Raw genomic sequence first — 21,749 nt, 5'->3', positions numbered from 1 at the left:
CACAAGCCCCCAGCCCATGCTCGCCAGACACCAACAAGCCATTGTTGCCATCGCCACCGCACCTGGTCGCGGCGCAGTGGGCATCGTGCGGGTATCGGGCCGCGATCTGTCGCCGCTGATCGCTGCGCTGTGTCCGCGCCCGCTCAAGCCGCGTGAAGCCACCTACTTGCCTTTTGCCGATGCCGACGGCAGCCCGATTGACCACGGCTTGGCGCTGCACTTTGTGGCGCCGCACTCGTTCACCGGCGAAGACGTGTTGGAATTGCAAGCGCACGGCGGGCCGGTCGTTTTGCAGCTGCTGGTGGCGCGCTGCTTGCAAGCGGCGGCCGAAGTGGACCCGGCCACAGGCCAGCCGCGTTTGGCCGGTTTGCGCGTGGCGCAACCGGGAGAGTTTTCTGAGCGGGCCTTTTTGAACGACAAGATCGACCTGACCCAAGCCGAGGCGATTGCCGACCTGATCGACGCCAGCACCGAAGCCGCCGCACGCAGCGCCAGCCGCTCTTTGGCGGGGGATTTCTCTAAACAAATCCATGAGCTGCGCGACGCACTCATCCACCTGCGCATGCTGGTCGAGGCCACGCTGGACTTTCCCGAGGAAGAAATCGACTTTTTAAAAAAGGCCGATGCACAGGGACAGCTCACGCGTTTGCAAGCGGCCTTGCTGACGGTGCTGGGCAAAGCCAAACAAGGCGCTTTGCTGCGCGAGGGCATCAAGGTGGTGATCGCGGGCCAGCCCAATGCGGGCAAGAGTTCGCTGCTCAATGCGCTGGCCGGGGCCGAGTTGGCCATCGTCACGCCCATAGCCGGCACCACACGCGATGTGGTGCAGCAAACCATCCAAATAGAAGGCGTGCCGCTGCATGTGATCGACACCGCCGGGCTGCGCGAAGGCGAAGGCGTGGACGAGGTCGAGCAAATCGGCATTGCCCGCGCTTGGGGCCAGATTGAGAACGCCGATGCCGTGTTGTTTTTGCACGACCTCACGCGCACCGGCCAAGCCGCCTACGACCAAGCCGATGCCGACATTGCCAAGGCCTTGACACGCCGTCTGCCCGTCAGCGTGGCGGTGCTCGACGTTTGGAACAAAGCCGATGCCGCAGCTGCTGTGCAAGATCGCACAGGCTTGACGCTTTCAGCCCGCACCGGTGAGGGTTTGCAGGCCCTGCGCCAACAGCTGCTGCACCAGGCCGGTTGGCAGCAAACCAGCGAGGGTCTGTTCATTGCCCGTGAGCGCCATGTGCAGGCCCTGCACCGCGTGCGCGAGCACCTGGCGATGGCCAGCGCGCATCTGGCCGCCCAAGCGCAAAACCTCGACCTGCTGGCCGAAGAGCTGCGCCTTGGCCAAAACGCCCTGAACGAGATCACCGGCGCGTTCAGTGCCGACGATTTGTTGGGCGTGATTTTTTCGAGTTTTTGCATCGGCAAATGAATGGCCCACAGCCGGACACACCTGTTCGCTGGTTGGTGAAAGGTGGACTGATGATCCCTGATCAAGTCAGGCGATTGAGCCACGCTGGGTGGGTCACTTGAGTGACCATTTCGTCTGCTGATCCCGCTCAAGATGCGCATTTGAGCAGTGCACGCCAGCCATGACCACCGATCATCCACCCACACTCACTCCCGAGCAAGACGCTTTTTTGCGCGAACGTTCAGACTGGATGGGCGCTTATCTGGTGCTTCACGCTTGGGGCGTGATCGCCTTGGCCATGGCGTTTTTTGTGGCTTGGCCCAACCCTTTGAGCTTCATTGTGGCCGTGCTCGTGATTGGTGGTCGGCAGCTGGGTCTGGCGATTTTGATGCACGACGCAGCGCACCGTGCCTTGTTCAAAAACACCCGCCTCAACGACAGCTTGGGTGCTTTCTTGTGTGGCTGGCCGGTGGGTGCCAGTTTGTCGCTGTACCGCCCCTACCACCTGAGCCATCACCGCCATACCCAGCAAGCCCAAGACCCTGACCTGGGCTTGTCGGCCCCTTTTCCGATCTCAAGGCAAAGCTTTTGGCGCAAGATGCGGCGCGATATTTTGGGCATCACCGGTTACCAGCGGCGCATGGCGTTTTTCCGCATGGAAATGGGTCAAGACGCAGGCCGCTGGCAGCGCTGGAAAAATTTGTGGGCTGCAGAAAAATACTTTGCCCTGACCAACCTGGCCCTCCTCGCCGTCATGGCGGCAGCTGGCGTTTGGTGGGCTTTCTTTGTGTTGTGGCTGCTGCCTCTGTTGACTTGGTACCAAGTCATCAGCCGCATCCGCAACATCGCCGAGCATGCGGTGGTCGGCGACAACAACGACCGTCTGCGCAACACCCGCACCACAAGGGCCAATTGGGCCATGCGTGCGCTGCTGGCACCTTATTGGGTGAACTACCACCTGGAGCACCACCTGTTTGTCTTCACCCCTTGCTGGAAGTTGCCAGCCGCACACCGCATGCTGATCAACCAAGGCATGGCCCCACGCATGGAGTTGGCATCTGGTTACGCGCAGGTGCTGCGCAAAGCCACGGCCCAATCACCCGGCGACCCGCATCGCCCCAGCGACCCTCCGAGACCCCAAGGGCCAGCATTGATTTGAAGGCGTTTGGGTGTGCCGCGTGGGCGCGCCAAGTTCTGACCGTGTGGGTGCATTCTTTTTGCTTCACAAGCACGGGATCAAGCATTCGCGGGAGGGACACTTGCGAGACAAACTTCGGGATAACCATGACATGAAACTGACAAACGACCTGCAGAATCCATCGATTGTTTGAATTGCCTTTTGTTAGCTTGTCGATGAAAGAATCCGAGACACCCACATGAGCCAAGAATTCATTTTGCAAACCCGTGACCTCATCAAAGAGTTCAAAGGATTTGTCGCCGTCAATGGTGTTAATTTGCAAGTCAAGCGCGGCCAAATCCATGCGCTCATTGGCCCCAATGGTGCGGGTAAAACAACGGTCTTCAACTTGCTGACCAAATTTTTGATTCCTACGCGCGGCCAGATCTTGTTCAATGGGCACGACATCACCGGTGAAAAGCCTGCCCAAATTGCCCGTCGTGGCATCGTGCGTTCGTTTCAAATCTCTGCCACTTTTCCCAATCTGAGCGTGGTTGAAAACGTGCGCATCGCTTTGCAGCGCAGCGCTGGGTTTTCAATGCAGTTTTGGCGCTCCGAGCGTATCTTGGACAGTTTGAACGACCGGGCCATGCAGCTGCTGGCCGAAGTTGATTTGCAAGACATGGCCGATTTAATGGCAGTCGAGTTGCCTTATGGTCGCAAGCGTGCGTTGGAGATTGCCACCACACTGGCCATGGAGCCCGAACTCATGTTGCTCGATGAGCCCACCCAAGGCATGGGCCACGAGGATGTGGACCGGGTCACCCAATTGATCAAAAAAGTCAGCGCCAACCGAACCATCTTGATGGTGGAGCACAACATGAATGTGGTGGCCAAAATTGCCGACACCATCAGCGTGTTGCAACGTGGCCAAGTCATTGCAGAAGGGCCTTACGCCGTGGTTTCTCAAGATCCCCAGGTGCTCGAAGCCTACATGGGCACCGCCGACAACCAGCTGGAGGGCGCCCATGGCTGAGCCCAAAGAGTTTTTGCGCATCAGCAATCTGCACGCCTGGTATGGCGAGTCGCACATTTTGCATGGGGTTGAGCTGATGGTGAACGAAGGCGAGGTGGTGACCTTGCTTGGCCGCAACGGCGCTGGACGCACCACCACGCTCAAATCCATTTTGGGCCTGGTGGGCAGACGCACAGGCACCATCACCATCAATGGCACCGAGTCGGTCAATTTGGCCCCGCACCAAATTGCCAAGCTGGGCATCGGTTATTGCCCAGAAGAACGTGGCATTTTCGCTTCGCTCACCTGCGAAGAAAACCTGCTTCTGCCGCCCGTGATCGCCAGCGGTGGCATGGGCTTGGACGAAATCTACGAGATGTTCCCCAACTTGCTCGAGCGCCGCAGCAGCCCTGGCACACGCCTGTCGGGTGGTGAGCAACAAATGTTGGCGGTGGGCCGCATTTTGCGCACAGGGGCGCGCTTTTTGTTGCTCGATGAAATTTCTGAGGGCTTGGCGCCGGTGATTGTTCAGGCGCTGGCCCGGATGATCAAAGCGCTCAAGGCCAAAGGCTACACCATCATCATGGTGGAGCAAAACTTCCGCTTTGCCGCGCCCTTGGCCGACCGCTTTTATGTGATGGAGCACGGTCAAATTGTGCAAGGCTTTACTTCGCAAGAGTTACCCAACAAGATGGGCATGCTCAGCGAATACCTCGGCGTCTGATTTTTTTAACCCGGAGACAAAACCATGAAACGCAAACTTCTCTCGATTGCCGCTGCAGCGGCCTGTGCTTTTGGCGGCGCTGCCCAAGCGCAAATTTCTGACGGCATCGTCAAAATCGGCGTGATGAACGACATGTCCGGCCTGTACTCGGACATCACCGGACCGGGCTCTTTGCTGGCTGCTCGCATGGCTGTCGAAGACTACGTCAAGGCCACAGGCTCCAAGCTGAAAGTCGAAGTGGTGGGCGCTGACCACCAAAACAAACCCGACGTGGGCTCCAACGTCGCGCGCCAGTGGTTCGACACCGACAAGGTGGACATGATCGCCGACGTGCCCACATCGTCTGTGGGCTTGGCTGTTGCCAAAATTGCCAGTGACAAAGGAAAACTGCACGTCAACTCCGGTTCGGCAACGTCCGACCTGTCTGGCAAGGAATGCAATGCCAACACCATCCACTGGGCTTATGACACCTGGATGTTGGCCAACGGTACTGGCAAGGCGATTGTCAAAAGCGGTGGTGACACTTGGTTCTTCTTGACCGCTGACTACGCCTTTGGTCACGCGCTGGAGCGTGACACCGAGGCCGTGGTGCTGAAAAACGGCGGCAAAGTCTTGGGCAAAGTGCGCACGCCTTTCCCAACGCAAGACTTCTCCTCCTTCTTGTTGCAAGCCCAAGCCTCCAAAGCCAAGATCATTGGTTTGGCCAATGCCGGTGGTGACACCACCAACTCGATCAAACAAGCCGCCGAATTTGGCATTGTCAAAGGTGGTCAAAACCTGGCCGGCATGTTGGTATTTTTGCCAGACATCCACTCCTTGGGTTTGAACATCGCCCAGGGCCTCATGCTGACCGAGACCTTCTACTGGGATCTGAACGACCAGACCCGTGCGTGGACCAAGCGCTTTGCTGCCGCCAACAGCGGCAAGCACCCCTCTATGGTGCAAGCCGGTGTGTACTCCAGTGTGATTCACTACCTGAAGGCCGTGGACGCTGCCAAGACCGATGACGGCACCAAAGTGGCCGCCAAAATGAAAGAGCTGCCCACCGATGACGTTTTGTTTGGCAAGGGCAGTGTCCGCGAAGATGGCCGCAAAATTCATCCCGCCTACTTGTTCCAGGTGAAAAAGCCAGCCGAGTCCAAAGGTCCTTACGACTACTACAAACTGGTGGCCACGATACCGGCCAATGAGGCTTTCCGCCCACTGTCCGAGAGCGAATGCCCCTTGGTCAAAAAGTGACCCCCTTGTTTTGAGTTAATGAAAAGTCACCGTCATGGAAATTTTTGGCGTTCCCTCAGGAGCCCTGTTCGGGCAATTGCTGATCGGATTGATCAACGGTTCGTTTTATGCGCTGCTCTCGCTGGGACTGGCGGTGATTTTCGGCCTGCTCAACATCATCAACTTCACCCACGGCGCCCAGTACATGCTGGGCGCCTTTGTGGCCTACCTCGGCATGAACATGCTGGGCATGAACTACTGGGTGGCCTTGATCGTGACGCCTTTGGTGGTGGGCGCAACGGGCATGTTGATTGAGCGCACCATGCTCAAACAACTGTACAAACTTGACCACCTCTATGGTCTGCTGCTCACCTTCGGATTGGCGCTGATCATTCAGGGCTTGTTCCGGCATCAGTTTGGCTCTTCTGGCATGCCTTACCCGGTGCCCGAAGTTTTCCAAGGTGGCTTTAACCTGGGCTTTATGTTCTTGCCCAAGTACAGGGCTTGGGTCATCGTGGCTTCCTTGGTGGTTTGCTTGGCCACTTGGTATGTGATCGAGCGCACCAAATTGGGGGCTTACTTGAGAGCCGCCACGGAAAACCCCAGCCTGGTCCAGTCCTTTGGCATCAACGTGCCGCGCATGATCACCTTGACCTATGGTTTCGGCGTCGGTTTGGCGGCTTTGGCCGGTGTCATGGCTGCGCCCATTTACCAAGTCAACCCCACCATGGGCGCTGACTTGATCATTGTGGTCTTTGCGGTGGTGGTGATTGGGGGTATGGGCTCCATCATGGGTGCCATCTTGACGGGCTTTGGACTGGGGCTGGTTGAGGGCCTGACCAAAGTCTTCTACCCCGAGGCTTCGGCCACCGTGATCTTTGTGATCATGACCATCGTTCTGCTCATCAAGCCCGCCGGCCTGTTCGGTACCCAGAAGTAAATCGCCATGTCGAACTCTGCAATTGCCTCTGCGTCCTCGTCGTCCAAAACGCATTGGATCGCCTTTGCCATCATGGTGCTGGTTTTTGCCATCGCGCCCATTTGGCTTTACCCCATCTTTTTGATGAAGGTGATGTGCTTCGCCTTGTTTGCCTGCGCCTTTAACTTGTTGCTGGGCTTTGGCGGTTTGTTGTCGTTCGGCCATGCCATGTTTTTGGGCACTGCGGGCTATGCATCGGCGCATGCCGCCAAGGTGTGGGGCTTGACCCCTGAGTTGGCGGTTCTGTTTGCCACCCTGTGCTCTATGGTGTTGGCCTATGTGGTGGGTTCGCTGGCCATCCGCCGACAAGGCATTTACTTTGCCATGATCACCCTGGCATTGGCCCAGATGATTTTCTTTTTTGCTTTGCAAGCGCCGTTCACGGGCGGCGAAGACGGCATTCAAGGCGTGCCTCGCGGCCACTTGTTTGGCCTGTTTGACCTGTCCGACAACATGAGCATGTACATGTTTGTGTTTGCCATTTTCATTGCAGGCTTTTTGTTCATTTGGCGCGTCATCCATTCGCCCTTTGGCCAGATCCTCAAAGCCATCCGTGAAAACCAAGACCGTGCCACTTCTTTGGGCTACGACACAGACAAATTCAAACTGATGGCGTTTGTGATTTCGGGTGCCATCGCGGGCACGGCGGGTGCCACCAAGTCCTTGGTGTTCCAACTCGCTTCGTTGACCGATGTGCACTGGTCCATGTCCGGTGAGGTGGTCTTGATGACGCTGGTGGGCGGCATGGGCACCTTGTTTGGCCCTGTGGCTGGCGCGGCGGTCATCGTGAGCATGCAAAACTATTTCGCCCAATTTGGTGCATGGGTCACCATCATGCAAGGCGTGATCTTTGTGATCTGTGTGCTGGCCTTCCGTCGCGGCATCATTGGCGAAATCGCCAATTGGATCAAAAAGCCGCTTTGAGCCTGAGCGCCGCACAAAATAAAAAAACCGCCTTGCAGGGCGGTTTTTTTGTGCTTGATTCAGACTTTCAGCGCATGAAAGTCTTCACGTAATCCGCACCCAGCCCCACGGCCTCGAAATGGCTGCGGTATTTCTCGATGCGGGTGAACACATCGTCGTAGCCGGTGGCGTTGCCTTGCGTGTCCACGTACATCAATGCGCCATGCACGGTGAACATCGTCACCATGTCTTGGCAATCGTCGGGCACCACCAAAGTATGGGTTTCGCCCGGGGGCTCGAACACATAACTGCCTTCTTCGGCCACCCAATCGTGTTCCAGATACAGCCATTTGCCGCGCAGCACATGCGCATGCACCTGGCCCGAGTGGCGGTGGCGCTGCAGCAGGCCCGATCGCTTGACTTTGAGCAGGTGCACGTAAAAGCCACCCGTCACATTCAGGTGCAGTGGGCGCGACCAAATACCCGGGGACATGGGGGCCCACAAGCGTTCATCTTCGGTCTGCACGTTGGGCACCACCATGTCGCAAGCCATGCCCCAAGGTTGAGGTTTGGCGTAGGGCACGCGATCGTCTGTCGCCGCTGCAGGGGTGTGGTTTGAAGTCATGAGGCAATGACAAAAAAGTTGATAAAAGACCAGCATAAAACGGACTGCGTCGAAAGCCAGCGCCGGGGGCGACAGGTCGCCAAGCCATGCCCATCTGGCGGCGCATAAAAAAGCAACGCTCAACCCGCGATTCGCGCACCCATTGCGCACCAACTGCGCACCAACTGCGCGGCGGTGGCGTGAAGTCGAGAATCTGTAGGCATGGGCCAGTGTTGGGGCCTGAGCCGGTCCGCGGCACCAGAAAGGCTGACCAGGCAGGCTGACCAGGCAGCCTGGCTGGGCTGGTTTACAGCACTTGCTCAAAGGGCATGTGCAGGTCAAACCCAACAGGCACCCGGCTGCAAGCGCCCAAGCGCAGCGGCCGGGTGTCGATAAAATGAAAGCCATGATCGCCCACCCGCAACACACCCTTCACTTGGCTCGCGAGACCATGGACATTGAGGCCGCAGCCTTGCTTGGCCTCAAAGAGCGCTTGGACGAACGCTTTGTCAATGCCGTCGATCACATGCTGGCCGTGCAAGGCCGCGTGGTGGTCATGGGCATGGGCAAAAGCGGGCACATTGGCCGCAAGATTGCCGCCACACTGGCCTCAACGGGCACGCCAGCCATGTTTGTGCACCCCGGCGAGGCCAGCCACGGCGACTTGGGCATGATCAAAGCCGTTGACGTGGTGCTGGCCATCTCCAACAGTGGCGAAAGCGTCGAATTGCTGGCCATCTTGCCGGTACTCAAGCGCCAAGGTGTGCCCTTGATCGCATTGACCGGCGGTCTGGACTCTACATTGGCACGCCATGCCCATGTGGTGCTCGATTGCTCGGTCGAAAAAGAGGCCTGCCCCTTGAATCTGGCACCCACTGCCAGCACCACCGCGCAACTGGCCATGGGCGATGCCTTGGCTGTCGCCCTGCTGGACGCCCGGGGATTCAAGCCCGAAGACTTTGCCCGTTCTCACCCCGGTGGTGCTTTGGGCCGAAAACTGCTCACCCATTTGAGCGATGTGATGCGCCAAGGCAAAGACGTGCCGCAGGTCGGCCCCGATGCCGAGTTCACCGTGCTGATGCGCGAAATGAGCAACAAGGGCTTGGGGGCCACCGCGGTCACCGATGCACAAGGACTGGTGTTGGGCGTATTCACCGATGGTGATTTGCGGCGGTTGATTGAAAAGGGCGGTGATCTGCGGGCCTTGAAAGCCAGGGATGTGATGCACCCACACCCCCGCACCATTCGGCAAGACGCCTTGGCGGTTGAGGCTGCTCAGATCATGGAGCTGCACCGCATCACCAGCATCTTGGTGGTGGATGCCTCGGGTGTCTTGTGCGGCGCCCTCAACACCAACGACTTGATGCGCGCCAAGGTGATATGACATGCAAACTTTGACACCTGCGCTGCATTACCCGCCTGAGTTGTTGTTGCAAGCCCAAGGCATACGCGTGGCTTTTTTTGACATCGACGGTGTGCTGACCGATGGCGGGCTTTATTTTTCCGAATCGGGCGAGACCCTCAAACGCTTCAACACCCTGGATGGCCAAGGGCTCAAGCTGCTGCAGCAAGCCGACATCACGCCCGTGGTGATCACGGGGCGTGACTCGGCCCCCCTGCGACTTCGGCTGTCGGCGCTGGGCATCGTTCATGCGCGCTTTGGCACCGAAGACAAGCGCCCGGCGGCCGAGGCCTTTTTGAGCCAACTGAATTTGAGCTGGCACCAAGCCGCCGCGATGGGCGATGACTGGCCTGATTTGCCCGTCATGCAACGCGCGGCCTTTGCCTGCGCACCAGCCAACGCCCACGCCCAAGCCAAAGCAGTGGCCCACCTGACCACCGCCGAGCGCGGCGGTGAGGGTGCTGCGCGGGCCTTTTGCGATGTGCTGTTGGTGGCGGGTGGCCATTACGCCGCACTGCTGGGCCAAGTGGGTGAACCACGCACGGGCGCATCGGCATGAATATGCTCACAACGCTGCGCCGCGGTTTGGACAGCTTGTCGATTTACCTGCCGGTGCTGCTGCTGGCTTTGTTGGCTTTGGGCAGCTGGTGGTTGGAGCGCAGCTTGCCAGACTTGATGTCACCTCAAAACGACGCGCAATTGCGCCAAGACCCGGATTACAAGTTAACGCAATTCACCATGAAATCCTTTGATGCCTCGGGCCGCTTGACGCGCGAGATCGGCGGCCAAAGCGCGGTGCATTTTCCTGCAACGAAAGCCTTGCATATTGAAAGCGTACGGATTTTTTTTGAAAACGATTCTGGCACCCGCTTGAGCGTACAAGCCCAACAAGGCGTGTCTTTAGACGCCGAGCAAACGGTCACCCTCACGGGCGATGTCCAAGCAGTGCGCGCTGCAGACGCCTTGGGGCCGCGCACAAGCTTGCAAGGCCAAGCCTTGACCGCTTTGTTGGACGAAGAACGCTTGGTGTCTTCACTGCCCGTGAAGATCAAGCGGGACGCTGATGTGTTCACCGCGCTGAGCATGGACTTTGACACGCGCAGCGGTCAATACGAATTGCAAGGGCAGGTGAAATCGATTTTGGCACCCGTCAAACGGCAGCCCTAAAAAAACCCGCACAACAAGCAACAAAGCCCTGCACTGCAGGGCTTTGTTGCTTGGCAAGCAGGGGCATCAAGCCCCGCGCAGCTCAGTAGTCGCCGCTGTTGCCGCCACCGTTGCCACCTTCTCCACGGCGACTTCCGCCGCGCGGACCGGCACCATAGGGGCTGCGAAAACCGCCACCCTCACCTCGGCCGCCCTCACGGCCGCCCTCACGGCCACCTTCACGGCCGCCCTCACGGCCACCTTCACGGCCGCCGCCGTAAGCGCCACCGCCACCGTAGCCGCCGCCCTCGCGGCCCCCGCCAGCGTAACCACCGCCAGCCTCACGGTTACCGCCGCCGCCCTCACGGCCACCGCCGCCTTCACGGCCGCCGCCACCATACCCACCGCCGCCGCCGCCATACCCACCGCCGCCGCCGCCATACCCAGCGCCGCCGCCGCCATCACGGCGACCGCCACCAAAGCCACCACCACCGGAGCGGGGGGGGCGTGCCTCCATGGGGCGCGCTTCGTTCACCACGGCATTGCGACCGCCCAAAGGCTTGCCATTCATGCCGTTGATGGCCGCTTGGGCCTCTGCATCGCTGCCCATTTCCACAAAGCCAAAGCCTTTGGAGCGGCCCGTGTCGCGCTCCATCATGACTTTGGCACTGGTCACAGCCCCAAATTCACCGAAAGCTTGTTCTAAATCGTTGTCACGAACCGAATAAGGCAGGTTGCCGACGTAAAGTTTATTGCCCATGAAAGGGACTCCTCAAAACACAGAGATAAAAGCGTTGACCCTGCGCAAGCTGATTCGACAGACCTGTGAACATCGAACAGAAAGCGCAAGCAATCGGGGCAAAGCCAGCATGACTTTGCTGATGGTGACAGCAAAGGAAAATAATTATGAAGATTAAAAAAGGAAAAATTGCAAGGGGGAAATACCCCGAACCCCCCTGAAAATGGGGGCTTGCGTCAAGCGTGTGGGGTTTTACCAACTCGACTCGCGGTCCGGGTTGGCATTGATTTGCTGAACATGCCCATTCGCCCGGTCATATTGTGGTTTGGGGCTGCGTTTCAAACCCAAGGTGATTTTTTAAAACACCATGAATCCCCGCACCGCCTGGTGAAAAAGCACCAATCTCCCGCTCAGCCTTGATGCAGCCCATGGCTTGCGCTGCCAGGCTTGAGCGGCGGGCAGTGTCAAACACGGCCCAATACGGAGCCTGGCGTTCAATTTCTGCCCATTGACCCCGCGCCAAGCACCTCGCCAGCACGGTGAAAAAAACGAGTCCTAACGGATGCTTGCACCGCGCTTTCACCCGCCACCCCTCACGTAAGATCGGGGCTCACCCCACCCATTCGCCATCACTTGGCCCTGCGCCCCCAATGGAAGCTTTCCTCGTCTCTACCGGCATCGTGGCCTTGGCCGAAATGGGTGACAAAACACAGCTTTTGTCACTGGTGCTGGCCGCCCGTTTCCGAAAACCCTGGCCCATCGTGCTGGGCATTTTGGTGGCCACCTTGGCCAACCACGGTTTGGCAAGCGCCGTGGGCAGCTGGCTCACCACCGTCATGGGTCCGAACGTGTTGCGCTGGGTGCTGGGCGCATCCTTCATCGCCATGGCGGTGTGGGTGTTGGTGCCCGATAAACTGGACGACGACAAAGCCAACAATGCCCCGCGCATGGGGGTGTTCTTGACCACCACTGTGGCCTTCTTTTTGGCCGAAATGGGCGACAAAACCCAGATCGCCACCGTCATGCTGGCCGCGCAATACAAAGCCTGGTTCGCCGTGGTGGCGGGCACCACGCTGGGCATGATGCTGGCCAACGCCCCGGTGGTGTGGCTGGGCGAGGCCATCACCCGGCGCGTGCCCCTGCGTCTGGTGCACCAGGTCTCGGCCGGTATTTTTGCGGTGCTGGGGGTGATCGCCTTGACGGGCTGGGGCAGCTGAGCGGTCCATTGACCCGGATGCGGGACTTGCTGGCGCTTGCCCGGCCTTCGGTTGCTCGCCCCTTGCATGTGCATCCAGAGCTTGACGCGCAAAGCCGGGCTCATGAATAATACTTTCGCGTCTACCTGTTTTGCATTCACCCTTCGCTCAGCACTCACCCTGCTGGTTTGGACATGCACGCAAATGCTGCCCCTGCAGCGCTCACGAAAGCGGAACCGGTGACACCCAGGCAGTGACCCACTTGCCAACCCACCCAAGGCCCGCTTACCCAGCAGGCCTTTTTTGTTTGTGCAATCACTTCAACCCAAGGACAAGCAAGCCATGATTCAAAACGACATCCAAATCCGCCGTGTTCGTCCGCAGGATGCTGCCGCCATCACCCAGCTGGTAGCCGAGCCAGAGGTCTTTGGCAATTTGCTGCAAATGCCCTTTCCCAGCGAAGCAAGTTGGAGCCATCGCCTGACGCAAATACCTACAGACCACAGTGTGCAGTTGATCGCAGAACGGCAAGGCCAGGTCGTTGGCAGTGCAGGCCTTCATGCGAACGGCTCGCATGTGCGACGCCATCATGCGATGGGACTGGGGATCTGGGTTGCGGCAAAGGCCCAAGGTCAGGGTGTGGGCAGCGCCTTGATGCAAGCGTTGATCGATTACGCCGACCAGTGGGCGCATGTGCTGCGCATTGAGTTGACTGTGTATACCGACAACACGAGAGCGATTGCGCTGTACGAGCGCTTTGGCTTTGAGTACGAGGGACGGCACCGCGCTTATGCCTTGCGCCAAGGGGTTTACAGCGACGTCTTGGCTATGGCCAGGCTGCATCCGAACCCACCTCGGTGGTCTTGATGTTTGGAACTTCGAGGAGTGAAGATGAAGTCGGTTTATACTGATTTGGCGCCGATTTGCTCCTGCTTGCGGGCGCGTGAACCCACGGGTTCCGAACCACCGCTAAAGAGAGAACCCCTTGACCCGGTTTGGCCTCTTTGGCTTTACCGGGTTTTTTGATTTTTGCGATGACTTTGTTTGCCACACCTTTGTCGATGCGTTTTGAAGCCGCCTTGCCCTTGCAAAGCGGTGCGTCGATCCGCGACTACGCCTTGTCCTACGAGACTTATGGCCAGCTCAATGCCGACAAGTCCAATGCCGTGCTGGTCTGCCACGCGCTCAATGCCTCGCACCATGTGGCGGGGGTGTACGCCGACCAGCCCAAAAACGTGGGCTGGTGGGACAACATGATCGGCCCCGGCAAACCGCTCAACACCGACCATTTCTTTGTGATCGGCGTGAACAACCTGGGCTCTTGCTTTGGCTCGACCGGCCCCATGCATGTGAACCCCGACACCGGCCGCGTGTACGGCGCCGACTTTCCGGTGGTCACCGTGGAAGACTGGGTCAACGCGCAGGCCCGCTTGCTCGATGCACTGGGCATCACCCAACTGGCCGCCGTGATGGGCGGCAGCTTGGGCGGCATGCAGGCGCTGTCTTGGACACTGCAATACCCCGAGCGCGTCAAGCACGCGGTGGTGGTGGCCAGTGCGCCCAACCTGAACGCAGAAAACATCGCCTTCAACGAGGTGGCCCGCCGCGCCATCGTGACCGACCCGGACTTTCACGACGGCCACTTTTACGCGCACGGCGTGTTGCCCAAGCGTGGCCTGAGGATTGCCCGCATGATCGGCCACATCACCTACTTGAGCGACGACGTGATGAACGAAAAGTTTGGCCGAGAGCTGCGCGAGGCGGTCACGCACAACGCCACGGGCTACAAATACTCCACGCAAGAGGTGGAGTTTCAAATTGAAAGTTACCTGCGCTACCAGGGCGATAAATTCAGCGCGTACTTTGACGCCAACACCTATTTGCTGATCACCCGGGCACTCGATTACTTTGACCCGGCGCGAGCCTTTGGCGGAGATTTGTCTAAGGCCTTGGCGCGCGCGCGTTGCCAATTTTTGCTGATCAGCTTCAGCACCGACTGGCGCTTTTCGCCCGCGCGCAGCCGCGAGATGGTCAAGGCCTTGCTGGACAACCGCCGCGACGTGAGCTATGCCGAGATCGACGCGCCGCATGGCCACGACGCCTTCTTGCTCGACGATGCGCGCTACCTGAACGTGGTGCGCTCTTACTTTGCCAACATGGCCAAGGCCCTGACAGAAGGCGGTGGGGCATGAGCGATCCGTTGATCTTGCAAGCCATTGCCCGCTGGGTGCCCCAGGGTGCCCGCGTGCTCGACCTCGGTTGCGGCGATGGGGCTTTGCTGGCCCACCTGCAACAACACAAGGCCTGCACCGGCTATGGCGTGGAGCTGGATGACACCAATGTGCACGCCTGTGTGCAGCGCGGCGTGAACGTGTTGCAGCTGAACTTGGATGAGGGCCTGAGCCTGTTTGCTGACCAGTCGTTTGATGTGGTGCTGCAAATCGACACCTTGCAACACCTGCGCAACGCCGAGACCATGTTGCAAGAGACGGTGCGCGTGGGCCGTGTGGGCATTGTGGCGTTTCCCAACTTTGCGCACTGGTTCAACCGCCTGAGCGTTTTGCGTGGCCGCATGCCGGTGACCAAACGCCTGCCTTACCAGTGGTACGACACGCCCAACATCCGCGTGGGCACTTTTGCCGACTTTGGCGACCTGGCGCGCAAAAACCAGTTGCAAGTGGTGGACGCTTTGGGGCTGCAGCACGGGCAAGAAGTGCGCACTTGGCCCAACTTGATGGCGGGCACGGCGGTCTACAAATTGCAGCGCCGCTGACTTGCCCGCCCCTCGGCCACGCCGGGCACCCGCGTGCCGACTTGTCTTAAGCCCTTGGTGGATGGCCGTGCTGTTGCTGCAAATCCATCATGCTGTTGGGCCATGCTGAGCGCTTATGTCTGCTGACTGCGCGCGCTGCGCTTTTTGCTGGCTGTCGCCACCCGCTGGGTGTGACACCCGCCCAGAGCTTGTTTTTGGCCATGAACAGGTCGACCGGTGGTCGTGTGATGCGGTGCAGCTGAGGCGATTGGCTAAAGCGCTGGGCGTGCAAGGCCTGTAAGAACGGTTGGCCCGTACTCTGGAGGTGGCCAAGCCCATGGCAAAGCGCAGGGCAGGCCCATCAAGCAGTTGACCGTGCCCGCTTGTGGCGGCTTTGCGTGGTTTGGAGTTGCAGACCAGGGCGGGTAAACCATGATGAGCTTAATTTCATAAACAACTATCCTTATCCGTAATTACACATTACCAATCACGGTTTGAGTTTTTGTCGAACGCCTCAGAGCATTGATGATCCCACCCTTCATGACCGACTCATCACCCCCACCGTGTGGTCGGCGTCCTATCGTTGACGCCCACCATCATTTTTGGGATCTGCAGCGCAACCACCACCCATGGCTTTGCGACGATCAGCCCATTGCTTTCCGTTATGGTGACTACAGCGCCTTGAGGCGCAATTATCTGGAAAGCGACTACCTGGCTGATGCTGCCGACTTTGAAGTGCAGGGCACCGTCTATGTGGAGACTGAATGGGATCCGACTGACCCAAGGGGGGAGATGGCTTATGTGAGCGAACTGCGCTCAAGCTCAGGCCTGCCCACTGTTGCGGTGGCGCACACGCAACTGGACTCACCCGACGCAGCGCATCTGCTGGCTTGGCAGGCCAGCTTTCCCTTTGTCCGAAGCATCCGTCACAAACCACGTTCTCATCCTGCCCCCGGTGGCATGGGCCCAGGGGGTATGGCCGACGCCCATTGGCGCGCCGGTTTCGCCCAGTTGGCACCCCTGGGCCTGAGGTTCGACTTGCAAACGCCTTGGTGGCACATGCAGGAGGCCGCTGATTTGGCGCAGACCTTTGCGGACACGCGCATGATTGTCAACCACGCAGGCCTGCCCTCTGACCGCAGCTGCGAGGCCCTGAAGGCTTGGTATTCAGCCATGTCGGTGCTGGCCCAGTGTCCGAACGTCAGCGTCAAAATCTCTGGTATCGGCATGCCCGGGAAAGATTGGACACCGCAGGCCAATCGCGAGATTGTGCTGGGCTTGATCGAACTCTTTGGCGTAGCCAGATGCATGTTTGCAAGCAACTTCCCGGTCGATGGTCTGTGTGCTGGTTTTAACGACATCTTTCGAGGCTTTGAAGCCATCGTGGCCGACTTCAGTAGCGATGAAAAAGATGCGTTGTTTCGCCGCAATGCCATCGTGACCTATGACATGGGCTTGCCCCTGGACCTGCCCCATGGCGTGACCGACGGTCAACAGGCCAAACTGCTGAACCTGTCGGCCCTTACACATCAGGGGATCGGGTGAATCCGCAAGTCTCGACACCGCCAAAATCCCGAATCGCCTACATTGGGCTGGGTTTGATGGGCTTGCCGATGAGCCGGCACCTGGTCAGTCTTGGCTGGGATGTCCATGGTTACGACGTGCGCAGCGAGCAAATGGACTTGGCCAGCGCAGCGGGTGTGCAGGTGCACTCAACGCCGACCGAAGCTGTGCATGGTTGTGCGCTTGTGGTCCTCAATCTGCCCACCACTGAAGCTGTTGAGGCCGTGGTCTTTGGGACGCACGGACTGATCAAAACCATGCGCCAGCCTCAATGCATCGTCGACTTTTCAACCATCTCGGTGGAGTCTGGGCAGGCCTTCTCGGCCAAGTTGCTGGCCCAAACCGGTTGCGGCTGGGTCGATGCACCTGTCTCGGGTGGGCCATCGGCTGCAGGCACAGGTACTTTGACAGTGATGGCGGGCGCGCGAGCTGATGATTTGCCACGCATCCAGGCCTTGATGCGCGATGTGGCTGCGCGCTTTACCGTCTTGGGACCGCCAGGCAGTGGGCTGGTGGCCAAAATGCTCAACCAGCTGATGGTGGGCTGCTTGCATGCGGCTGTGACCGAATTGGTGGTGCTGGCCGAAGCTGCTGGCATCGAAGCTGACCTTGTTCCCAGTGCCCTGGCCGGTGGTCACGCAGACGGTGTTTTGTTGCAGCAGATCTACCCCCGCATGCGCGCTCGAGACTTCGCGCCGCTCGGCTACGCGCGGCAGCTGCTCAAAGACCTTGACATGGTGCTCGCCTATGCGAAGTCGCTGCAAGTGCCCACGCCCATGGCCTCTCAGGCCCAGACCCTCTATCGCATGCTCACGCGCCTCGGTCACGCCGAGCTCGATACATCGGCCCTGCTCAGGCTCTACGAGCCCGGGCATGACCGTTTCGCCCCCCCCGACCTGACTGACGTCAAACCAATAAAAGGAGATACCCCATGAAGATGCTCAAGAACTGGACTCTGATCGGTGCCGCTGCCGCAATGATGCTGGCCGGTACGGCGCAAGCTCAAATAAAGTTGCGCTATGCCCACGTGGGCGTAGCCAACGCCCCGCAGACCCTCTATGCAGACGAAGTCGCTCGCTTGGTCAAGGAGCGCACTCAAGGCCGAGTGGAGATACAGGTCTTTGCAAATTCCCAGCTCGGGGGTGTGGGTGAGATGGTCGATGGCATCAAGTCCGGGTCTATTGCCATGGGTCATCATGACTTTGCCTCGCTGGGCAAAATTTTGCCCAACACGGCCGTCTTTAACGCACCCTTCATCTACCGAGATGCGGCCCATGCCCTGCGCGCCACCGATTCCCGTAACTCCGAAGCCCTGAAGGTCATCAACCAGCAGCTGGTGGACAAGGGCGGTATGCGCATCGTTGGCAGCTTCTTTCAAGGCACGCGACACCTCACATCGAAAGAAAAAGTGTTGTCGCCCGCCGATATGAAGGGTAAAAAATACCGCGGCGTGCCTGTCAAATTGTGGTCGTCCATGCTCACTGGGATGGGTGCCGTGGCTACCCCCGTTGAAGTTTCAGAATTGGCCACCGCACTGGCAACGGGCTTGGTCTTGGGACAGGAAAACCCACTGCCCAACATTTTCAATCTCAAACTTTATGAGGTGCAAAAGTTTGTGATGCTCACGGGTCACATGCAGTCTGTGCTGTCGGTCTTCGTCAACGAACGGGGATGGCAGCGGATTCCTGCGGGTGATCGCAAAATCATGGAAGACACCATGTTTGAGGTTGGCCAAAAGACGCTTCAGTGGGATAACGAGACCTTCGAGCGCTACCGCAAGGACTTGGAGGCCAAAGGCATGACGTTTGTCAGCGAAAAGGAAGGGCTTGATTTGGCCGCGTTTCGCAAAGCAGTCAACGACCAAGTGGTGAAGGATTTCCCGGAGTGGGGCCCGCTGATACAGCAAATCCAGTCTGTCAAGTGACACCCTGACTCTTTGATTCGGAGCCGAGGACGCCGCATGGATGTCCTCGGCCCCTCATAACCTGGCCTCATACCCCATGAACCTTCTGCGCCGAATTCGCTTGTTTGCCTGCTTGGCCATGCTGGCCGCACTGATAGGCGTGCCAGCGCTTCAGATCGTGATGCGCGGCATCTTCAACGTCCCGATGTCAGGTGCAGAGGAAATGGCGCGTTATTTCCTGATCACCTTGACCATGTTGGGTGCAGCATTCGTCACGCAGGGTGGGGGGCAAATCCGCATGGAGGAGATTCAGGTGCTGTTGCCCGATCGGATTCGTTTTGTGCTGCAGGTGCTGATCGAGCTTTGTGCCGTGGTTCTTTTTGCCTTGATGGCCGTTGCATCGATCGACTCCATCGCGAAGAACCTGGACAACCAAACCGCTACGCTAGAAATGCCTTACTGGCTATTCATGGGGCCCTTGACCTTGGGTATGGCGATGTTGACACTGGAGCACTTGCTTTTGCTGGTGGAGACAGTGCGCCGAGGTCGCGCCAGTGAAAAACTCACGACACTGGCCTGAGGAAGGCATCATGAGCGGTTATATCGTTATTTTGGCATTCCTGGTCCTCTTTGTTTTGGGCTTCCCTGTGGTGCTCGCCATTGGAATCCCGAGCGTCATCTATCTGCTGCTCAACGATTTACCCTTGCAGATGATGGCTCAGCGCAGCCTTTATGCGCTGGACTCCTTTCCTTTGGTCGCTGTGCCTGTGTTCATCTTTGTTGGCAGCCTGATGAACGGTGCCGGAATATCCAAGGTCATCTACCGCTTCGCCAATACCGCAGTCGGGCGTCTGCCAGGAGGTCTGGCCCAAGTCAACATCTTTGGCAGCCTTGTGTTTGCAGGCATGTCCGGCTCTGCCCTGGCCGATATCGGCGGCATCGGACGCATCGAAATCGATGCGATGCGATCCAAGGGATTCAAGTCTGGATTTGCGGGCGCAATCACCTCGGCCTCCGCGGTGGTCGGTCCTATTTTTCCACCCAGTATTCCGCTGATCCTCTACGGCACCATCACGGGCGTGTCGGTCATACAGTTGCTTCTGGCTGGAATCGTGCCCGGACTGTTGTGTGTGGTGATGCTGATGGCCATGACCGCCTGGCTGTCGCTGCGACGAGGTTACCCCCGTGCAGCCGCCTGGCCTAGCTTGGCACGCCTTTGGGCCGATTTTCTACCGGCCTTACCTGCCTTGATGGCCCCGGTGATCTTGATCGGTGGCATGTTGTTGGGTTGGTTCACGCCCACTGAGATCGCAGCAGTGACCGTGGCCTACGCATTGTTGATCAGTGCACTTTTTTACCGCGAGCTCACCTGGCTTCGACTGATGGATGCAGCGCTCGAGACCCTTCGCGCATCTACCGCTATCTTGCTGATTGTGGCTGTCGCGGCCATCTTCGGATGGGTTTTGTCGGTCGAGCAAGTGCCTCAATCCATGGCCCGCTGGATGCTGTCGATCTCGACCGAACCGATGATGCTTTTGCTGCTGGCCAACTTACTGCTTTTGCTGGTCGGTATGTTCCTGGACAGCACCACGGCCATACTCGTCATCGCCCCTATTTTGGCCAAGCCTTTGGTCGCTGCGGGCGTTGACCCGGTGCACCTTGGACTGGTGGTGGTCTTTAACTTGATGATCGGTTTGGTCACGCCCCCAATGGGACTGGCGCTTTTCTTGGTTGCAGACATTGCCAAAGTCAGGATGCAGGATGTGTTGCGTGAAATGGTGCCTTACTATGTTCCCCTTTTGCTGACCTTGGCACTGATCACCTTTGTGCCTGCTATTTCCCTGTGGCTGCCCCGCTGGGTCATGGGTTGACGCTCTAGGCGCTGCAGGCGTGGAGGTGCATCGGAGCGGTTTTGCCAAAAAAACGGTGAACACGGCAGGCAGTCGCGTGCTGTCGGTCTTTGGCAGCGCCGCTGGCAGACATTCAAACCTCAGCAGGTCAGTTCAGCCGCAGGCTCAGCCCTTGCCCTGAAGCCGCTGCCATCAAGCCGCTGCCATTCAGTCGTTTTCAGTTGTCCATCGCCGTCGCGTGCATCCAAGCCGCGTGTTTGGGGGCGCGTTTGGTTTGCGCCCATTCGTTGAGCATGTCCCACTTGCACGCGTCGAGCTTGGCGTGCATCTCGGGGGTGCCCACGTCCACGGCCAGTTCCAGACGGTGGCCGTTGGGGTCGAAGAAGTAAATGCTCTGGAAGATGGTGTGGTTGGTCGGGCCCAGCACGTCAACGCCGTTGGCTTGCAGGCGGGCCTTGGCATCTTGCAGGGCTTGCAGGCTGTCGACCTTGAAGGCGATGTGCTGCACCCAAGCGGGGGTGTTGGGGTCGCGGCCCATTTCGGGCGAGTTGGGCAGCTCAAAAAAAGCCAGCACGTTGCCACCGCCTGCGTCCAGAAACACATGCATATAGGGGTCGGGGGCCTTGGTGGAGGGCACCAGGTCTTCGGCAATGGCCAAGACAAAGTCCATGTTCAGGTTTTTCACGTACCACTCGACGGTGGCTTTGGCGTCTTTGCAGCGGTAGGCGACGTGGTGAATGCGGTCGATTTTCATGAAGGTCTCCAATGACAATGGGCGGTGGATCGCGGCCAGAGGCCGCTCCTGCGTGGTGGGTGGTGTGAACGAGTTCAGTCGCTTTGGCGGGCGGCGTGCAGCGCTTCGCGCAGCACGCGCAAGTCGCCAATGTGGTTGGCCAGCAGCAAGATCAGGCGGGCGTTGAGTGCCTCGCTTTGTTCGTCGCTCAGGCCGTTGTGCGCGTTGATCAGCTGTTCATAAAATTCGTCGCCAGGCGAGAAGTCTCGAAAAAATCGGCGTCCGTCTTCATGAAAATTGGGTGCGGTGTTCAGGGTGGTCGGTGTGTCGGTGGGCATATCGGCTTTCTCGTCAGCTCAGGCGTGCGCGCCCGCTTGCCCCAAGGCGCGGGCCATGGCCGCTTGCAGTTGGGCGCTGTCCAGGTTGCGCCAGCGCGCCAGCACATGCTGGTCGGGGCGCAGCAAATAGGTGGTGCCAGGCTGGGCATCGTAGCGCTT

The 21,749-nt window shown here is 58.8% G+C and carries 23 protein-coding genes; 19 read left to right on the top strand and 4 right to left on the bottom strand.

The window, feature by feature from the left end; translation table 11 throughout:
- The first annotated feature begins 16 nt into the window (after positions 1-16).
- The 7 genes from mnmE (at position 17) to ACIQ39_RS07875 (ending at position 7,385) form a co-directional block, all read left to right on the top strand.
- A complete protein-coding gene (gene mnmE, locus ACIQ39_RS07905; RefSeq protein ID WP_396434070.1) occupies positions 17-1,429 on the top strand; it encodes a tRNA uridine-5-carboxymethylaminomethyl(34) synthesis GTPase MnmE in 1,413 nt (470 codons plus the stop codon).
- Between the two features lie 160 nt (positions 1,430-1,589).
- Entirely contained in the window at positions 1,590-2,567 is a 978-nt protein-coding gene (locus tag ACIQ39_RS07900; protein WP_396434069.1) for a fatty acid desaturase family protein, read from the top strand.
- Positions 2,568-2,784: 217 nt separating this feature from the next.
- A complete protein-coding gene (locus ACIQ39_RS07895; RefSeq protein WP_396434068.1) occupies positions 2,785-3,561 on the top strand; it encodes an ABC transporter ATP-binding protein in 777 nt (258 codons plus the stop codon).
- Positions 3,554-4,264 carry an ABC transporter ATP-binding protein gene (locus tag ACIQ39_RS07890; protein ID WP_396434067.1) on the top strand — a complete coding sequence of 237 codons (711 nt, stop codon included), beginning with the start codon at positions 3,554-3,556 and terminating at the stop codon, positions 4,262-4,264. The genes ACIQ39_RS07895 and ACIQ39_RS07890 overlap by 8 nt, the downstream gene beginning before the upstream one ends.
- A 24-nt stretch (positions 4,265-4,288) precedes the next feature.
- The gene (locus tag ACIQ39_RS07885; RefSeq protein ID WP_396434066.1) at positions 4,289-5,503 is read left to right on the top strand and encodes an ABC transporter substrate-binding protein; all 1,215 of its coding nucleotides are present in this window, start codon (positions 4,289-4,291) and stop codon (positions 5,501-5,503) included.
- A 34-nt stretch (positions 5,504-5,537) separates the two neighbouring features.
- Positions 5,538-6,422 carry a branched-chain amino acid ABC transporter permease gene (locus ACIQ39_RS07880; protein ID WP_396434065.1) on the top strand — a complete coding sequence of 295 codons (885 nt, stop codon included), beginning with the start codon at positions 5,538-5,540 and terminating at the stop codon, positions 6,420-6,422.
- Between the two features lie 6 nt (positions 6,423-6,428).
- Positions 6,429-7,385 carry a branched-chain amino acid ABC transporter permease gene (locus ACIQ39_RS07875; protein WP_396434064.1) on the top strand — a complete coding sequence of 319 codons (957 nt, stop codon included), beginning with the start codon at positions 6,429-6,431 and terminating at the stop codon, positions 7,383-7,385.
- Between the two features lie 67 nt (positions 7,386-7,452).
- Here ACIQ39_RS07875 and ACIQ39_RS07870 read toward each other — a convergent pair whose 3' ends face one another.
- Positions 7,453-7,989, bottom strand: coding sequence for a 2,4'-dihydroxyacetophenone dioxygenase family protein (locus tag ACIQ39_RS07870; protein WP_396434063.1), 537 nt, complete (start codon positions 7,987-7,989; stop codon positions 7,453-7,455).
- Between the two features lie 376 nt (positions 7,990-8,365).
- Between ACIQ39_RS07870 and ACIQ39_RS07865 the strand changes: the two genes are divergently transcribed.
- Genes ACIQ39_RS07865 through lptC form a run of 3 tightly spaced genes read left to right on the top strand, consistent with a single transcriptional unit; the run spans position 8,366 to position 10,537 of the window.
- Positions 8,366-9,352, top strand: a complete 987-nt coding sequence (locus tag ACIQ39_RS07865) for an SIS domain-containing protein (RefSeq protein WP_396434062.1) — start codon at positions 8,366-8,368, stop codon at positions 9,350-9,352.
- A 1-nt stretch (position 9,353) separates the two neighbouring features.
- Entirely contained in the window at positions 9,354-9,929 is a 576-nt protein-coding gene (locus ACIQ39_RS07860) for a KdsC family phosphatase (protein ID WP_396434061.1), read from the top strand.
- Complete coding sequence (gene lptC, locus ACIQ39_RS07855) at positions 9,926-10,537, top strand: LPS export ABC transporter periplasmic protein LptC (protein ID WP_396434060.1); 612 nt, start codon at positions 9,926-9,928, stop codon at positions 10,535-10,537. Before ACIQ39_RS07860 ends, lptC begins: the two co-directional genes overlap by 4 nt.
- An 82-nt stretch (positions 10,538-10,619) precedes the next feature.
- Here the strand turns inward: lptC and ACIQ39_RS07850 are convergent, their stop codons facing one another.
- On the bottom strand, positions 10,620-11,276 hold the full coding sequence (locus ACIQ39_RS07850) for an RNA recognition motif domain-containing protein (RefSeq protein WP_396434059.1): 657 nt from the start codon (positions 11,274-11,276) through the stop codon (positions 10,620-10,622).
- Positions 11,277-11,905: 629 nt separating this feature from the next.
- On the opposite strand from ACIQ39_RS07850, the gene ACIQ39_RS07845 reads away from it, so the two are divergent.
- The 9 genes from ACIQ39_RS07845 to ACIQ39_RS07805 all read left to right on the top strand — a co-directional run bounded on the left by ACIQ39_RS07845 (position 11,906) and on the right by ACIQ39_RS07805 (position 20,540).
- A complete protein-coding gene (locus ACIQ39_RS07845; RefSeq protein ID WP_396434058.1) occupies positions 11,906-12,472 on the top strand; it encodes a TMEM165/GDT1 family protein in 567 nt (188 codons plus the stop codon).
- 321 nt (positions 12,473-12,793) lie between these two features.
- Entirely contained in the window at positions 12,794-13,318 is a 525-nt protein-coding gene (locus tag ACIQ39_RS07840) for a GNAT family N-acetyltransferase (RefSeq protein WP_396434057.1), read from the top strand.
- 167 nt (positions 13,319-13,485) lie between these two features.
- Entirely contained in the window at positions 13,486-14,643 is a 1,158-nt protein-coding gene (locus ACIQ39_RS07835; RefSeq protein ID WP_396434056.1) for a homoserine O-acetyltransferase, read from the top strand.
- Positions 14,640-15,224 carry a methionine biosynthesis protein MetW gene (metW, locus tag ACIQ39_RS07830; RefSeq protein ID WP_396434055.1) on the top strand — a complete coding sequence of 195 codons (585 nt, stop codon included), beginning with the start codon at positions 14,640-14,642 and terminating at the stop codon, positions 15,222-15,224. Before ACIQ39_RS07835 ends, metW begins: the two co-directional genes overlap by 4 nt.
- A gap of 519 nt (positions 15,225-15,743) precedes the next feature.
- The gene (locus ACIQ39_RS07825) at positions 15,744-16,748 is read left to right on the top strand and encodes an amidohydrolase family protein (RefSeq protein WP_396434054.1); all 1,005 of its coding nucleotides are present in this window, start codon (positions 15,744-15,746) and stop codon (positions 16,746-16,748) included.
- Positions 16,745-17,701 carry an NAD(P)-dependent oxidoreductase gene (locus ACIQ39_RS07820; protein WP_396434053.1) on the top strand — a complete coding sequence of 319 codons (957 nt, stop codon included), beginning with the start codon at positions 16,745-16,747 and terminating at the stop codon, positions 17,699-17,701. The genes ACIQ39_RS07825 and ACIQ39_RS07820 overlap by 4 nt, the downstream gene beginning before the upstream one ends.
- Positions 17,698-18,690 (top strand): TRAP transporter substrate-binding protein, encoded by a 993-nt coding sequence (locus ACIQ39_RS07815; RefSeq protein ID WP_396434052.1) that lies wholly within the window; start codon positions 17,698-17,700, stop codon positions 18,688-18,690. The genes ACIQ39_RS07820 and ACIQ39_RS07815 overlap by 4 nt, the downstream gene beginning before the upstream one ends.
- Positions 18,691-18,766: 76 nt before the next feature.
- On the top strand, positions 18,767-19,249 hold the full coding sequence (locus ACIQ39_RS07810; RefSeq protein ID WP_396434051.1) for a TRAP transporter small permease: 483 nt from the start codon (positions 18,767-18,769) through the stop codon (positions 19,247-19,249).
- Between the two features lie 10 nt (positions 19,250-19,259).
- Positions 19,260-20,540 carry a TRAP transporter large permease gene (locus tag ACIQ39_RS07805; RefSeq protein WP_396434050.1) on the top strand — a complete coding sequence of 427 codons (1,281 nt, stop codon included), beginning with the start codon at positions 19,260-19,262 and terminating at the stop codon, positions 20,538-20,540.
- A 196-nt stretch (positions 20,541-20,736) separates the two neighbouring features.
- Here ACIQ39_RS07805 and ACIQ39_RS07800 read toward each other — a convergent pair whose 3' ends face one another.
- Both ACIQ39_RS07800 and ACIQ39_RS07795 read right to left on the bottom strand, forming a co-directional pair.
- Positions 20,737-21,273, bottom strand: a complete 537-nt coding sequence (locus ACIQ39_RS07800) for a VOC family protein (protein ID WP_396434049.1) — start codon at positions 21,271-21,273, stop codon at positions 20,737-20,739.
- A 74-nt stretch (positions 21,274-21,347) separates the two neighbouring features.
- Positions 21,348-21,590, bottom strand: coding sequence for a DUF2783 domain-containing protein (locus ACIQ39_RS07795; protein ID WP_396434048.1), 243 nt, complete (start codon positions 21,588-21,590; stop codon positions 21,348-21,350).
- Positions 21,591-21,749 lie beyond the last annotated feature (159 nt).

This window comes from Limnohabitans sp., from assembly GCF_044361645.1.
Taxonomy (GTDB): domain Bacteria; phylum Pseudomonadota; class Gammaproteobacteria; order Burkholderiales; family Burkholderiaceae_C; genus Limnohabitans_A.
Note: the sequence above shows the minus strand (reverse complement) of the source record. Positions and strands in the feature narration are given on the sequence as shown.